Source organism: Romboutsia faecis (assembly GCF_014323405.1).
Classification (GTDB): Bacteria; Bacillota; Clostridia; order Peptostreptococcales; family Peptostreptococcaceae; genus Romboutsia_E; species Romboutsia_E faecis.
In genome coordinates, this window is sequence record NZ_JACRWE010000002.1 from 323,055 (window position 1) to 337,069 (window position 14,015).

A 14,015-nucleotide genomic window follows, 5' to 3' on the forward strand; every position below is an offset into this window, starting at 1 on the left:
GGAGAGATAGTTTTGTATTTAAAAAGATTAGAATTAAAGGGATTTAAGTCTTTTCCCACAAAAACAGATATAGTTTTTAAAGAAGGTGTAACAGCAATAGTGGGGCCCAACGGAAGTGGGAAAAGTAACATTTCTGATGCTGTAAGATGGGTTTTAGGTGAGCAAAGTGTAAAAAGCCTAAGAGGTGAAAAGCTTGAAGATGTTATTTTTGCAGGAACAGATACGAAGAAACCTATGAACTACTGTGAAGTTGCGCTTACTATAGATAATAGTGATAACCAACTAAATTTAGAATTTAGTGAAATAACTATAAAAAGAAGAGCTTATAGAAATGGAGAAAGCGAATTTTTCTTAAACAATAAGCATTGTAGATTAAAAGATATAAAGGAAATACTTTTAGATACAGGTATAGGTAAAGATGGATATTCTATAATAGAACAAGGTAAGGTAGATGAAATTCTTAGCAATAATCCTGTAAATAGAAGAAAAGTATTTGATGAAGCTTGTGGAATATCTAAGTATAGATATAAAAAACAAGAAGCAGAAAGAAACTTAAAAAATACTAAAGAAAATTTAGAGAGAATTAATGATATATATGTAGAGATAGAAAATCAATTAAAACCTCTTTTTAATCAACAAGTAAAAGCTAAAAAGTATATTGAATTAAAAGAAAAGCTAAAAACTATAGAAGTTAATAGTTTTATAAAAGAAATAGAATCTTTAGAATTAGAACTAAAAGAAGTTAATAATCATAATAAGTTACTTGAGGATCAATCTATAGAGATAGAAAAAGAAAAGTTAAATATAGAAAATAATTTTAATATAACAAATAAAGAAATTGAAGATATGGATGAAAATATAAATAAGTCTGTTGACTATATAAATTCTATAAAGTCGGTAATATCTCAAAAGGATTATGAAATAAATATTATTAATGAAAGAATAAAGAACTTCAAAGGTGAAATAGAAAGAAAGTATAAAGAAGTAAGTGAAATAAGAGAAAAGTTAAGCGAAGATAAATTAAATATACAAAGCTTACAAGAACAAAAAAATGAAAAAGAAGAACAGATAAATAGATTAGAAAAATCATTAAAAGATATAGAATTAAAAAATAGTGATAAAAAAGTTATTATAGAAGAATTAAATAAAAGAATCGATGATTTAAAAGATGAAATAATAATTTTATTAAATAAAAAGCAGGATGCAAGTAATAAGCTTTCAACACTAAATGCAAACAAGGAAAATATTAATTCTAGAAAAGACACTATAGATTCAGATATAGATGAACTAAATGAAAAATTGAACAACAAAAATGAAGAGCTAAATGACCTTCAATTGAAACTTGGTAATGAAAATAAAGAATTAAATAGCTTAAAAACTCAATCAGAAAATCTTAGCATAGAGTTGAAAAATTTAATTGATAAAAATAATAACTTAGAATCAAAAATTCAAAGTAATAAGTATAGCTTAAATGATTACAACTCAAAGCTTAATATATATATTGATATGGAAAATCATTATGAAGGTTTTAATAGAGGTGTAAAAGAAGTTCTTAAAAATAAAAATTTACAAGGTATTTATGGAGCCTTAGGACAAGTTGTAAGTGTTGACGAAAAGTTTGAAAAGGCAATTGAAGCAGCTCTTGGAGCATATATGCAAAATATAATTACTAGTGATGAAAATAGTGCAAAGTATGCTATAAATTATTTAAAGAAAAATAATCTAGGTAGGGTTACATTTTTACCTATAAATATAATAAAGTCTAATAAAATTGATGTTCGAAATATAAGAGCTAATACAAAGTTTATAGGTGTAGCTAGTGATTTAATTTCTTATGATGATAAGTATAAAAATATACTAGAAAATATATTAGGTAGAACTATAATTATTGATAATATTGACAATGGAATTAAATTTGCAAAGGAAACTAATCACAAATTTAAAATTGTAACCTTAGAAGGTGAAATATTAAATCCAGGAGGTTCTTTAACTGGAGGAAGTTTAAGAACAAATGGAAATATATTATCAAGAAAAAGGCTTATAGCTGAATACAGTGAAAAAATAAAAACTATAAAAATTGAAAATTCATCTTTAATAGATGAAAGAGAGAAAACTAGTCAGTCTATAATAATAACAAGAGAAATATTAGAAAAATGCAAAGAAAAAATATCTGAAGTCGAAAAATCTATTATTCTAGAGAAATCTAATATTAGTAGGGTTAATGATGAAATAAAATCTCTTCGAGATAATAGTAATAAACTTGAAGGAGAAAAGTCAGACTTAGGATCTTATTTAAGCGAGACTTTAGAAAAAACTAACTTTGTTAATAATGAAATATTAAGTATAGATAATAAACATAGTGAAAATAAAAAGCAGATAGAAGAATTAGGTGAAGATTTAAGGAATAATAGTGATTTATATGAAGAACATAAAATTGAATTTGATGAACTTAATTTAGAATTAGTTAAGTATAAACAAATATATGAAAGTATAACTAAAGATATAAATAGAATAACTAATGAAAATAATAATTCCGAAGAAAAAGTAAAATTAATTGAGGAATCTGCTAAAAAGCAAGAAAGACAAATTAATGAGTTAGAAGAGAATATTAAATTAGAAGAGAAAGAAAAAGAAAATTTAAATAATCAACTAGCACATAATAATGAAAGTTTAGAAAATAAGAAAGTTTTAAAAGAAGATTTAAAACAAAAATTAGAAGGCTTTAATAAAGATTTAAAAGATGCAGATAGAACTTTTATAGATTTAAAGGAAAGTTTATTCAAAATACAAGGTAAATTAGAAAGATTAAAATCTACTAAAGAAACTTATATAAATAGACTTTATGAAAATTATGAATTAACATATGTTCAAGCTGTAGAATTGAAGAATGAAAATGTAGTAGTTGATAAAAAGCTACTAGAAAGCTTAAAAAGAGAAATTAGAAATCTTGGAAATGTAAATATAGATTCTATAAAAGAGTATGAAGAAGTAAAAGAAAGATATGATTTCTATAAGGAACAAAAACAAGACCTGGAAGAATCTATAGAAGTTATAGAAAAGCTAATAGCTGATTTAGAAGAAAATATGAAGCTTGAATTTGAAGTCAAATTTAATGAAATAAATGAAAACTTTAAATTTGTATATAAGAGATTGTTTGGAGGAGGCCATGGTGTACTTACTATTTTAGATAAGGATAATATACTAGAAAGTGATATTGAAATAACAGCTCAACCACCAGGAAAGAAAATGAAAAACTTAAGTTTATTATCAGGTGGAGAAAAGGCACTAACAGCAATAAGTATATTATTCTCTATACTACTTGCTAAGCCTACACCATTCTGTATACTAGATGAAATAGAAGCGCCACTTGATGATGCTAATATAGCAAGATTTGGAGATTTTCTAAAAGAATTAGCTAAGGATACTCAATTTATAGCGGTAACACATAGGAGAGGTACTATGGAAGCTGCTGATTATATATATGGGGTAACAATGCAAGAAAAAGCAATATCAAAAGTTATAAGCTTGAAATTAAAAGAAGCAGAAGAACTAACAGATGTAATATAAAACTTTAAGTAGGTAGATTTTTCTACCTACTAAAGTATATTTAAATTAATTTTAGCTATATGTGGCCTAAAGTTTTGCAAGTGTAAAATAGATTTAAAAATAATGGCTAAGGAAAAGTGAATTTTAATTATTTGGAGGGAATTATAAGTGTTTAAAAAATTATTTAAATTCAATAAGAAGAATCAAGAAGAAAATAAAGAAGATGTCGAAAGTGCATTAACAGAAGAAGTACAAGAAAATGTAATAGAAGAAATTTGTGATACTATAAAAGAAGAAGCTATTGAAGAAGTTAAAGAGGATATTCAAAATCCAGGGACTAAAGAAGTGCTAGAAGAAGCTAAAGAAGTTATTGAGAAGTCAGAAGCTAGAGAAGAACTTGAAGAAGTGAAAGATGCTATTGAGGAGATTGAAATAAAGAGCGAAGATAAGAATAACGGTATAGAAGAAGTATCTAATGTAAAAGAAGTTGATTTCGATTCTATACAAGAAGAAACTAAAGTACAAGAAGAAATAGATGATAAAGAAAAAAAGGTTAGTTTATTTGGTAGATTAAAACAAGGTTTAACTAAGGCCAAGCAAGGTATAACAGATAAAATCGATACTGTATTAAAATCATACACAAAGGTAGATGAAGAGCTATTAGAAGATTTAGAAGAGGTATTAATAACTGCTGATGTCGGTGTTAATACAACTATGGATATGATAGAAAGGCTTAGATGTGTCATAAAATCTAAGGGTATAACTGATCCTCAAGATGTTAGAGTTGAATTACAAACCATAGTAGAAGAAATACTTACATCAGAGAATTCAAAGCTAGATGTAGAACATTCTCCAACTATAGTGCTTATGGTAGGAGTAAATGGAGTTGGAAAAACTACAACTATAGGAAAACTAGCAAATAGATATAAATCTGAAGGTAAAAAAGTATTGTTAGCAGCAGGGGATACATTTAGAGCTGCAGCAATAGAACAATTAGAAGTATGGGCAAATAGATGTAATGTAGATATAATTAAGCATCAAGAAGGAGCAGACCCAGGAGCAGTAATATTTGATGCAATAAAAGCTGCAAAAGCTAGAAAAGTTGATTTATTAATCTGTGATACAGCAGGTAGACTACATAATAAAGCGAATCTTATGAATGAATTAGGAAAAGTATTTAAAATAGTAGATAGAGAATTCCCAGAAGCTAAAAGAGAAGTTTTATTAGTTGTAGATGCAACAACAGGTCAAAATGCAGTTTCACAGGCTAAAACATTTAAAGAAGTTGCAGATATAACAGGAATAGTACTTACTAAACTAGATGGTACAGCAAAGGGTGGAGTTGTGCTTGCAGTTAAGTCTGAAGTAGATGTACCAGTTAAGTTAATTGGTGTTGGTGAAAGCGTAGAAGACTTACAAGATTTCGATGCAAAAGCATTTTCAGATGCACTATTTGGGAAAAATTAGCTTACTAAAATAAATGTTGACAATAAATAAAATTTAATATAAAATACAATGTGTAAAGTAAATAACCTTTACAGTATATCACTTGGGAAGTGAACTAATGAATATAGAAAAAATGATTGAGATTGGGTTATTGTTCGAACAATATAAAGAACTTTTAACTGATAAGCAAAGAGAGATAGTATCTTTATATTATGAAGAAGATTATTCTTTGGGAGAAATAAGTGAAAACTTAAGTGTATCAAGGCAAGGTGTATATGATACTTTAAAAAGATCAGAGAAAATCTTAAGAGATTATGAGGACAAGCTTAAGCTAGTTTCTAAGCTACAAGAGCAAGAAGAATTTGTTAAACTTGTAGAAAATAAAATTGTTGACATTAAGCAAGATTTATTGCAAAATAGAGATTGTGCTAATTTAATCCCTAAGCTAGAAAATATAGAAGATATATGTAGGGAGATGTTAAAATGATATTTGAAGGATTATCAGATAAACTACAAGGTGCATTAAGTAAGTTAAAATCAAAAGGTAAACTTACTGAACAAGATGTTAAAACAGCTATGAGAGAAGTGAAACTTGCACTTCTTGAAGCAGATGTTAACTTTAAAGTAGTTAAAGATTTTGTTAAAACAGTTCAAGAAAGATGTGTTGGTCAAGAGGTAATGGAAAGTTTAACTCCTGCACAGCATGTTATAAAGATAGTAAATGAAGAGCTTACAAGCTTAATGGGAGATGTTCAAAGTAAAATAATGATATCTCCAAAACCACCAACAGTTATAATGATGGTTGGACTTCAAGGTGCTGGTAAGACTACTACTTCTGGTAAACTTGGTGGATACTTTAAAAAACAAGGTAAAAAGCCATTATTAATAGCAGGCGATATATATAGACCAGCAGCTATTAAGCAGTTACAAGTTGTAGGTGAAAAGTTAGACATACCAGTATTTAATATGGGAGATAAAGAAAGCCCAGTTAATATAGCAAAAGCAGGATTAAGTCATGCAATAAAAAATAATCATGACTTAGTTATAATAGATACAGCTGGTAGACTTCATATAGATGAAGCCTTAATGGATGAATTAAAATCTATAAAATCAGAAGTTAAGCCGCATGAAATACTTTTAGTAGTAGACTCTATGACAGGACAAGATGCAGTAAATGTATCTGAAAGCTTTAATGAAGCTCTTGGAATAGATGGAGTAATTTTAACTAAACTAGATGGAGATACTAGAGGTGGAGCTGCGCTTTCGATAAGAGCAGTTACACAAAAGCCTATAAAGTTTATAGGTATGGGGGAGAAGCTAGATGATTTAGAGCCTTTCCATCCAGATAGAATGGCATCTAGAATATTAGGTATGGGAGATGTCCTAAGCTTAATAGAAAAAGCTCAAGAAAATTTAGATTTAGAAAAAGCTAAAGAGTTAGAGCAAAAAATTAAAAAACAAGAATTTGACTTCGAAGATTTATTACAACAAATGGAGCAAATTCAAAATATGGGGCCTCTTGATAAAGTATTAGGCATGATACCAGGTATGGGAAATATAAAAGACCAACTTGGAGATGTAGATCTTAATGGAAAAGAAATGAAGAGAAGCAGAGCTATAATACAATCAATGACGCCTGATGAAAGAAGAGATCCATCACTATTAAATGCTTCAAGAAAGAAAAGAATAGCTAAAGGTAGTGGTACAAGTGTTCAAGATGTAAACAGAATGATAAAACAACTCAATGAAATGAAAAAAATGATGAAGATGTTTACAGGATCACAAAAAAGCATGAAGAAAAGGGGCGGTTTTGCCGGACTTCCTTTCTTTAAATAAATAAAAAAGACAAAAATTATTCGGAGGTGACTGTAATGGCAGTTAAAATAAGATTAAAAAGAATGGGATCAAACAAAAAACCTTTCTACAGAATAGTAGTTGCGGATTCTAGATCTCCAAGAGATGGAAAATTCATAGAAGAAATAGGATACTACAATCCAGTTTCTCAACCAAAGCAAATAAAAATAAACGATGAGAAAGCTGTAAAGTGGTTATCAAATGGTGCTCAACCAACTGATACTGTTAAAACTTTATTAGTTAACAACGGAGTAATGGAAAAATTCGAAGCTTCTAAGCAAGCTAAGTAATTCATTCAAATAATAGAAGCATATATTAGGAGATGAAATATATGAAAGAGCTAGTGTTAGATATAGCTAAAGCTCTAGTTGATAATCCTGGCGAAGTTAAGATTGAGGAAACTATAAAAGAAGATGAAATAATCTTAAAGCTTAGTGTTTCTCAAGACGATATGGGTAAGGTTATCGGTAAGCAGGGCAGAATAGCTAAAGCTATAAGGACTGTCATAAGATCTGCTGCAAATAGAGAAGACAAAAAGGTCTCTCTTGAGATAGTATAAAAGGATTAGGTATATACCTAATCCTTTTTGCTTATAATACAAAATAAAACGTAATTTTCGCAGAAGAAGGTGGTAGCATGAGTAATAAATTAACTCACTTTAAAGTTGGTAAAATAGTGAATACTCAAGGTTTAAAAGGAGAAGTAAGAGTTTATCCTTTTACTGATGATATAAATAGATTTGATGAATTAGATGTTTTTTATTTAGATAAAGATTTTAATACTAAATGGAACGTAGAAAGAGTTAGATATAAGGGTAACCTTGTAATAATGAAAATTAAAGATATTGATTCTATAGAAAAAGCAGAAAGATTAAGAGATAAGTTTATATACGTATCTAGAGAAGATGGTAGAGAACTTGAAGAAGAAGAATACTTTATAGCTGACATGATAGGTTTAGATGTGTTTACTGTAGATGGAGAAAAAGTTGGAGTATTAAAAGAAGTTCTTCAATATGCTGCAAATGATGTATATGTTGTTAAAGGTGAAGAAAAAGAATATCTAATACCAGCTATAATGAAGTTTGTGCCAACTATAGATATGGATGAAAGAAAAATGATAATAGATCCTATTAAGGGAATGTTAGACTAGGTGAGAATATGAGATTTCATATAATGACACTTTTTCCGGATATATTTAATTCCTATATGAATGAAAGTATAATGAAAAGAGCGGTTGATAAGGGTAGCATAGAGGTATATATATATAATATTAGAGATTTTTCTAATAATAAACATAAAAAAGTAGATGATTATCCTTTTGGAGGGGGAGCAGGGATGCTTATGACTCCACAACCTATATATGATGCTTACATGCATATAGTAAACACACATGATATAAAAAATCCTAGGGTGATTTACTTAACACCTAAAGGAAAAGTACATAGTCAGGAAATTGCACAAGAGATGTCTGTGTGCGACGATGTAATACTTTTATGTGGACATTATGAAGGTATTGACCAAAGAATTATAGATTTAATAGTTACTGATGAAATATCTATAGGGGACTATGTATTGACAGGAGGAGAACTTCCTGCTCTAATATTGATAGATTCTATATCTAGGCTTATACCTGGTGTACTAAGTCAAAATGAATCTTTTGAAGAAGAATCTTTTAAGGATAACTTATTGGAATATCCTCATTATACAAGACCTAGAGAATTTATGGGAATGAAAGTACCAGATGTTTTATTATCCGGTAATCATAAGAAGATTGAACAATGGAGATACGATGAATCTGTAAAAGTTACTAAAGAAAGAAGACCTGATTTGTATAAAAAGACTTGTAAGAAATAAAATTATATAGTATAATAAACAATGTCGAAAATACGGGCGTTCCTCTGTACGTTGGTCAAGTATTAAGAACGTCTATGATACTAGGAGGAAAAAATGAACGAAATATTAAGATCATTAGAACAAGAACAATTAAGAAACGATGTTCCTAACTTTGGACCTGGGGACACAGTTAAAGTACACGTTAGAATAGTTGAAGGAAAAAGAGAAAGAGTTCAAGTATTCGAAGGTGTAGTTTTAAAGAGACAAGGTGGAGGAGCTAGAGAAACTTTCACTGTTAGAAAAATATCTTTTAACGTTGGTGTAGAAAGAACTTTCCCAGTTCACTCTCCAAAATTAGAGAAGATAGAAGTAACTAGAAGAGGTAAAGTAAGAAGAGCTAAATTAACTTACCTAAGAGGTAGAGTTGGTAAAGCTGCTAAGATAAAAGAAGCTAGATAATTAGAAACTTTACTATAAATAAAAGAGTTGTCTAAGTGATTAAATCATTTTGACAACTCTTTTTTCAATCTTAAGGAGATTTAAATTAAATAGTTTGTTAATGAATAGAGGTATATATAATAGTATATTAAGTGAAAATATAGATATAAAGTATTAGTATTACAATTATTATCATTGATGTAAAGATTATGATATAATAAGTAAGTTAAATATGATAAAAATAGTAAGAAATAATGAAGGAGTGATAATCATGGCAAGAGGAGATAAAATGAGGTCGGACTATGAAGATTATCTTGTAGATGATAATTTACATATAAACTGGTATCCTGGTCATATGAAAAAAACTAGGGACTTGGTTAGAAATAACCTAAAATTAGTAGACGTAGTTGTCGAACTTTTAGATGCGAGAATTCCTTATAGTAGTAAAAATCCAGATATAGATAAATTAGCAGGAAACAAACCAAGAGTTGTTATACTAAACAAAAGTGACCTAGCAGATAGAAATAAATTAAATAGATGGATAAATTACTATAAACAAAAAGGCATAAAAGCAATACCGGTAGATACTATGAAGGGTGCAGGTTTAAATAAGCTAATAGAAGAGTGTAAAAATGTCACTAAGGATAAGATGGAAGCGCTTAAAGATAAAGGTAGAAAAGAAAGACCTATAAGGATAATGATAGTAGGTGTTCCTAATGTAGGTAAGTCTTCTATAATAAATAAATTAACGGGAAGAAAAAGTGCTGTAACAGGAGATAAGCCAGGAGTAACTAAAGGTAAGCAGTGGGTTAGATTAAAAGGTAACTTGGAGCTACTTGATACTCCAGGTATCTTATGGCCTAAATTTGAAGATCAAGAGGTAGCTTTAAATTTAGCTTTTAGTAGAGCTATAAAGGATGAAGTTTTAGATGTTGAAACTCTAGCATTAAAACTTATAGAGAAGCTTATGATTATTGAGCCAGAGAAGTTAAAAGCTAGATACAAGTTAGAAGAATTAGGAGAAACTCCACTTGAGACTATGGATATGATAGGACGTAAGAGAGGGTTTATAACAGGTAGAAAAGAACTAGACTACACTCGTATAGCATTCACTGTTTTAAATGAGTTTAGAGAAGGAAAAATAGGTCAAATAAGTTTAGAAGTACCGGAAGATATAAAATAAGATACAAATTAATAAATAGTGATTATATAAGGTCATCTCTTTAAAGATAAAATTATATCTTTAAAGAGATGACCTTTTAATTTTAATTACATAATATACAAAAAAATACAAAAAAACTAAAATTTCTAATATTATTGACAATTTAGAAAATAAAATATATAATGAATTGAAATTATAATTTATATAGTAACATTGGGAGGCATTATATGCGAAATATAAAAGATGTAATGGTGGTAGGATTTGCTCTATTTGCTATGTTTTTTGGAGCAGGTAATTTAATATTTCCACCATTTTTAGGATTAGTATCAGGATCTAGTTGGCTAACTGGATTTGCTGGATTTGTATTAGCTGATGTAGGTTTAGCATTATTAGCTATATTAGCAGCAGCTAAGTGTAATGGAGAAGTAAGTAAGATTTTAAGCAGATCAGGTAAAAAATTATCAGTAATACTGGGTTGTGCTATAATGATATGTTTAGGTCCACTTTTAGCAATACCTAGAACTGCAGCGACTACTTTTGAAATGGGTATTATGCCATTATTTCAAAGTTTTAACCCTGTAATATTCTCGATAATATTCTTTGCTTTAACTTTAATTTTAACAATAAAATCATCAAAGGTTGTAGATATAATAGGTTCGTTTTTAACCCCAACATTATTAATAGCTTTAGCAATCTTAATAATATCAGGAATATTAAATCCATTAGGAGAAATAAGTACAACACCTATGATAGAAAATGTATTTGTTGAAGGGATTAACCAAGGTTATCAAACTATGGATACTCTTGGAGCAGTAGCCTTATCAACTGTAATAATAGCTACAATTTCGAATAAAGGATATAAAGATGATAAATTAAAAGTTAAATTAACTTTGCAAGCTGGTATAGTAGCATCAATAGGATTATGTTTGGTTTATGGAGGTCTTGCATATCTAGGAGCTACAGTATCAACTAAATATGGAGCTGATATAGTTCAGACATCATTAATAGTAAATATAACAAGTATGTTACTTGGTAATCCTGGCAAGATAATTCTTGCAGTAATAGTTGGCCTTGCTTGTCTAACGACTTCAGTAGGTCTTACATCTGCGACAGGACAGTATTTTACAAAGCTTACAAATGGCAAGTTAAGATATGAAATAGTAGTTACTGTTGTTTGTATATTTAGTGCTATAGTATCTAATTTCGGAGTTAGTACAATAATACAATTCTCAGCTCCAATATTAAGTTTAATATACCCAGCAACTGTTACCTTAATAGTATTAACTTTGTTTGGTGATAAAATAAGTAATGATAATGTATTTAAATTTGCTACGTATGCAGCGCTAATAGTAAGTATGTTAACTGTAGCTAATGATTTTAATATTAGTATACCTTTTGTTCTAAATTTACCTTTTGCTTCTTTTGGGTTTAATTGGATAGTTCCAGTTATTATAGCTGGATTTATAGGGAAGTTTATCCCAGATAAAAAAATAGAAAATAAATATAGAATGAATAAAGCAGTGTAATTAAAAAGAGATGTCTATAAATAGACCTAATTATACAATTAGTTGTGTAGAGGTAGTATTTTAAGATATCTCTTTTTGTTATTTTTATAAATTAATTTTTATATAGTATTGTCTAATATTTAGATAGATATAGAATAGGTGGTTCAAATGAAGAAAGTATTTAATTTAGATAACCAGTTTATAATAGAGATGAAGATGGAATATTATAAGAAGATAGATTAAGAATTTATACCTTATAGTAGAAATTAAATAAGATTAAAAAGTAAAAACTTATTACTAATATTTATTAATATAAAAATAATTGTGTTAAAATACCTATGTACAACAAAAAAGTAAGGAGAAGCTAATGACAAATAAAAGTGTAAAACAAATCAAAGAAATAGTAGATAATTTAGAAGTAGATAAATATATGGAGTATATAGAAATATTAAAAAGTGATGAAAGAAAATCTGTACAAAATTTAGCTCTAAAACTAGCTAAGAAGTTAGATAATATAAGAAGAGAAGAAGAGAGATTAGACAGAATAAATATATATGAAAATGAAGGGTATGAAAAAGGGTATCTTTATATAGGCGGAATAGATGAAGCTGGAAGGGGTCCCTTAGCAGGTCCTGTTGTGGCTGCTGTAGTAGTGTTTAAACAAGGTACAAAAATAGAAGGTATAAATGACTCTAAAAAGTTAAGTGAGGCTAAGAGAGATGAGTTATTTGAGATTATAAAGCAAGAAGCTCTTGATTATGGGATAGGAATTGTAAATAATGAAGAAATTGATGAGTTTAATATATTAAATGCTACTTATATGGCAATGAAAAAAGCATTAAACTGTCTAAAAAAATCTCCGGACTATTTATTAGTTGATGCGGCTACGATACCTGGAATAAATATTAAGCAAAATCCAATTATTAAAGGGGATTCAAAATCTATCTCAATTGCTGCAGCAAGTATATTAGCAAAAGTTACAAGAGATAGTATGATGTACCAGTATGATGAAATATATCCAGAATACGGATTTAAAGGCCATAAAGGATACGGTACAAAAGAACATTATGAAGCTATTGAAAAGCATGGAATAACACCAATACATAGAAAAAGTTTCTTAAAGAATGTGTTATAATATAATAAAAAATAGTAATTGTGGGGGACTAACAATGGATTATAAAGAAATGTTAAAAAGCGCTAGAATTAATTTGAATGGAAGTTGTAGAGTATGCAAGACATGTAATGGTGTAGTCTGTTCAGGTGAAGTTCCTGGAATGGGTGGTAAAGGAAGTGGTTCTTCTTTTATAGAAAACTTTAAAAGTTTAGAAAAAGTAAAGATAAATATGAGAGTAATACATAGTGTATCAAAACCAGATACATCTATAGAATTATTTGGAAAGAAAATGGAATCACCAATATTTGCAGCTCCTATAACAGGAACTACTTTAAATATGGGTGGAGGGCTTACAGAAAAAGAATATATAACTCCTGTTGTTGAAGGTTGTATAAATAGTGGTGTATATGCAATGGTAGGAGATACAGCAGTGGATTCTTTTCTAATAGATAATTTAGAAGTACTATCACAAAATAATGGTGATGGCATTGTATTTATAAAACCTTGGGAAAATGAAGATATAAAAAGAAAAATAAAACTAGCTGAAGAATCGGGTGCTTTTGCAGTTGGTGTAGATGTAGATGCTTGTGGATTAGTAACCTTATCTATGCATGGAAAAACAGTAGTTCCTAAAAATGTAGAGGATATAAAAGAACTAAAAGAGTGTACAAAGTTACCATTTATATTAAAGGGTATAATGACTGTAGAAGATGCACTTATGGCAGTAGAAGCAGGTGTAGATGCAATTGTTGTATCAAATCATGGAGGGAGAGTTCTAGATTGTACTCCAGGAGTTGCAGAGGTTCTTCCTGAAATAGCTAAATCTGTTAAAGGAAAAGTAACTATACTTGCAGATGGCGGGGTAAGAACAGGAGTAGACGTACTAAAAATGATAGGTCTAGGCGCAGATGCTGTATTAATAGGAAGACCTTTTGTAACTGCATCTTTTGGAGGAGCAAGAGAAGGGGTAGAAGATTATATTAATAAAGTAAAATCTGAATTAGAAGCTACTATGATATTAACAGGATGTCAAACTGTAAAAGAAATAGATTCTAAGGTTATATATAAATAGTTATTTAAATAATAAAACTAAAAATAAATTATTATAAAAAATCCTT

The 14,015-nt window shown here is 28.8% G+C and carries 13 protein-coding genes; all 13 read left to right on the top strand.

The window, feature by feature from the left end:
• The first annotated feature begins 12 nt into the window (after positions 1 to 12).
• The 13 genes from smc (at position 13) to H8923_RS04965 (ending at position 13,969) form a co-directional block, all read left to right on the top strand.
• Positions 13 to 3,567 (top strand): chromosome segregation protein SMC, encoded by a 3,555-nt coding sequence (gene smc, locus H8923_RS04905; protein ID WP_153924172.1) that lies wholly within the window; start codon positions 13 to 15, stop codon positions 3,565 to 3,567.
• A 147-nt stretch (positions 3,568 to 3,714) separates the two neighbouring features.
• A complete protein-coding gene (gene ftsY, locus H8923_RS04910) occupies positions 3,715 to 5,013 on the top strand; it encodes a signal recognition particle-docking protein FtsY (RefSeq protein WP_187127851.1) in 1,299 nt (432 codons plus the stop codon).
• A gap of 97 nt (positions 5,014 to 5,110) precedes the next feature.
• Entirely contained in the window at positions 5,111 to 5,479 is a 369-nt protein-coding gene (ylxM, locus tag H8923_RS04915) for a YlxM family DNA-binding protein (protein ID WP_153924173.1), read from the top strand.
• The gene (ffh, locus tag H8923_RS04920; protein ID WP_153924174.1) at positions 5,476 to 6,828 is read left to right on the top strand and encodes a signal recognition particle protein; all 1,353 of its coding nucleotides are present in this window, start codon (positions 5,476 to 5,478) and stop codon (positions 6,826 to 6,828) included. Before ylxM ends, ffh begins: the two co-directional genes overlap by 4 nt.
• A 35-nt stretch (positions 6,829 to 6,863) precedes the next feature.
• Positions 6,864 to 7,136 (top strand): 30S ribosomal protein S16, encoded by a 273-nt coding sequence (gene rpsP / locus H8923_RS04925; RefSeq protein WP_122638252.1) that lies wholly within the window; start codon positions 6,864 to 6,866, stop codon positions 7,134 to 7,136.
• Positions 7,137 to 7,177: 41 nt separating this feature from the next.
• Positions 7,178 to 7,405 (top strand): KH domain-containing protein, encoded by a 228-nt coding sequence (locus H8923_RS04930; protein WP_153924175.1) that lies wholly within the window; start codon positions 7,178 to 7,180, stop codon positions 7,403 to 7,405.
• 77 nt (positions 7,406 to 7,482) lie between these two features.
• Positions 7,483 to 7,995, top strand: a complete 513-nt coding sequence (rimM, locus tag H8923_RS04935; RefSeq protein WP_153924176.1) for a ribosome maturation factor RimM — start codon at positions 7,483 to 7,485, stop codon at positions 7,993 to 7,995.
• Positions 7,996 to 8,003: 8 nt separating this feature from the next.
• Positions 8,004 to 8,699 carry a tRNA (guanosine(37)-N1)-methyltransferase TrmD gene (gene trmD / locus H8923_RS04940; protein WP_153924178.1) on the top strand — a complete coding sequence of 232 codons (696 nt, stop codon included), beginning with the start codon at positions 8,004 to 8,006 and terminating at the stop codon, positions 8,697 to 8,699.
• Positions 8,700 to 8,792: 93 nt separating this feature from the next.
• Positions 8,793 to 9,137: a 50S ribosomal protein L19 gene (gene rplS / locus H8923_RS04945; RefSeq protein ID WP_153924180.1), complete on the top strand. Its 345-nt coding sequence runs from the start codon at positions 8,793 to 8,795 to the stop codon at positions 9,135 to 9,137.
• A gap of 268 nt (positions 9,138 to 9,405) precedes the next feature.
• Entirely contained in the window at positions 9,406 to 10,299 is an 894-nt protein-coding gene (gene ylqF, locus H8923_RS04950; RefSeq protein WP_153924354.1) for a ribosome biogenesis GTPase YlqF, read from the top strand.
• Between the two features lie 206 nt (positions 10,300 to 10,505).
• Positions 10,506 to 11,804 carry a branched-chain amino acid transport system II carrier protein gene (gene brnQ, locus H8923_RS04955; RefSeq protein ID WP_153924182.1) on the top strand — a complete coding sequence of 433 codons (1,299 nt, stop codon included), beginning with the start codon at positions 10,506 to 10,508 and terminating at the stop codon, positions 11,802 to 11,804.
• A 346-nt stretch (positions 11,805 to 12,150) separates the two neighbouring features.
• Positions 12,151 to 12,918: a ribonuclease HII gene (locus tag H8923_RS04960; RefSeq protein ID WP_153924184.1), complete on the top strand. Its 768-nt coding sequence runs from the start codon at positions 12,151 to 12,153 to the stop codon at positions 12,916 to 12,918.
• Positions 12,919 to 12,952: 34 nt separating this feature from the next.
• Entirely contained in the window at positions 12,953 to 13,969 is a 1,017-nt protein-coding gene (locus H8923_RS04965) for an alpha-hydroxy-acid oxidizing protein (protein WP_153924186.1), read from the top strand.
• Positions 13,970 to 14,015 lie beyond the last annotated feature (46 nt).

Excerpts from the sequence above, each read along its gene's own strand:
- ylxM (WP_153924173.1), top strand. The coding sequence starts at position 5,111 with ATGAATATAGAAAAAATGATTGAGATTGGGTTATTGTTCGAACAATAT.
- ffh (WP_153924174.1), top strand. The coding sequence starts at position 5,476 with ATGATATTTGAAGGATTATCAGATAAACTACAAGGTGCATTAAGTAAG.
- rpsP (WP_122638252.1), top strand. The coding sequence starts at position 6,864 with ATGGCAGTTAAAATAAGATTAAAAAGAATGGGATCAAACAAAAAACCT.
- H8923_RS04930 (WP_153924175.1), top strand. The coding sequence starts at position 7,178 with ATGAAAGAGCTAGTGTTAGATATAGCTAAAGCTCTAGTTGATAATCCT.
- rimM (WP_153924176.1), top strand. The coding sequence starts at position 7,483 with ATGAGTAATAAATTAACTCACTTTAAAGTTGGTAAAATAGTGAATACT.
- trmD (WP_153924178.1), top strand. The coding sequence starts at position 8,004 with ATGAGATTTCATATAATGACACTTTTTCCGGATATATTTAATTCCTAT.
- rplS (WP_153924180.1), top strand. The coding sequence starts at position 8,793 with ATGAACGAAATATTAAGATCATTAGAACAAGAACAATTAAGAAACGAT.
- ylqF (WP_153924354.1), top strand. The coding sequence starts at position 9,406 with ATGAGGTCGGACTATGAAGATTATCTTGTAGATGATAATTTACATATA.
- brnQ (WP_153924182.1), top strand. The coding sequence starts at position 10,506 with ATGCGAAATATAAAAGATGTAATGGTGGTAGGATTTGCTCTATTTGCT.
- H8923_RS04960 (WP_153924184.1), top strand. The coding sequence starts at position 12,151 with ATGACAAATAAAAGTGTAAAACAAATCAAAGAAATAGTAGATAATTTA.
- H8923_RS04965 (WP_153924186.1), top strand. The coding sequence starts at position 12,953 with ATGGATTATAAAGAAATGTTAAAAAGCGCTAGAATTAATTTGAATGGA.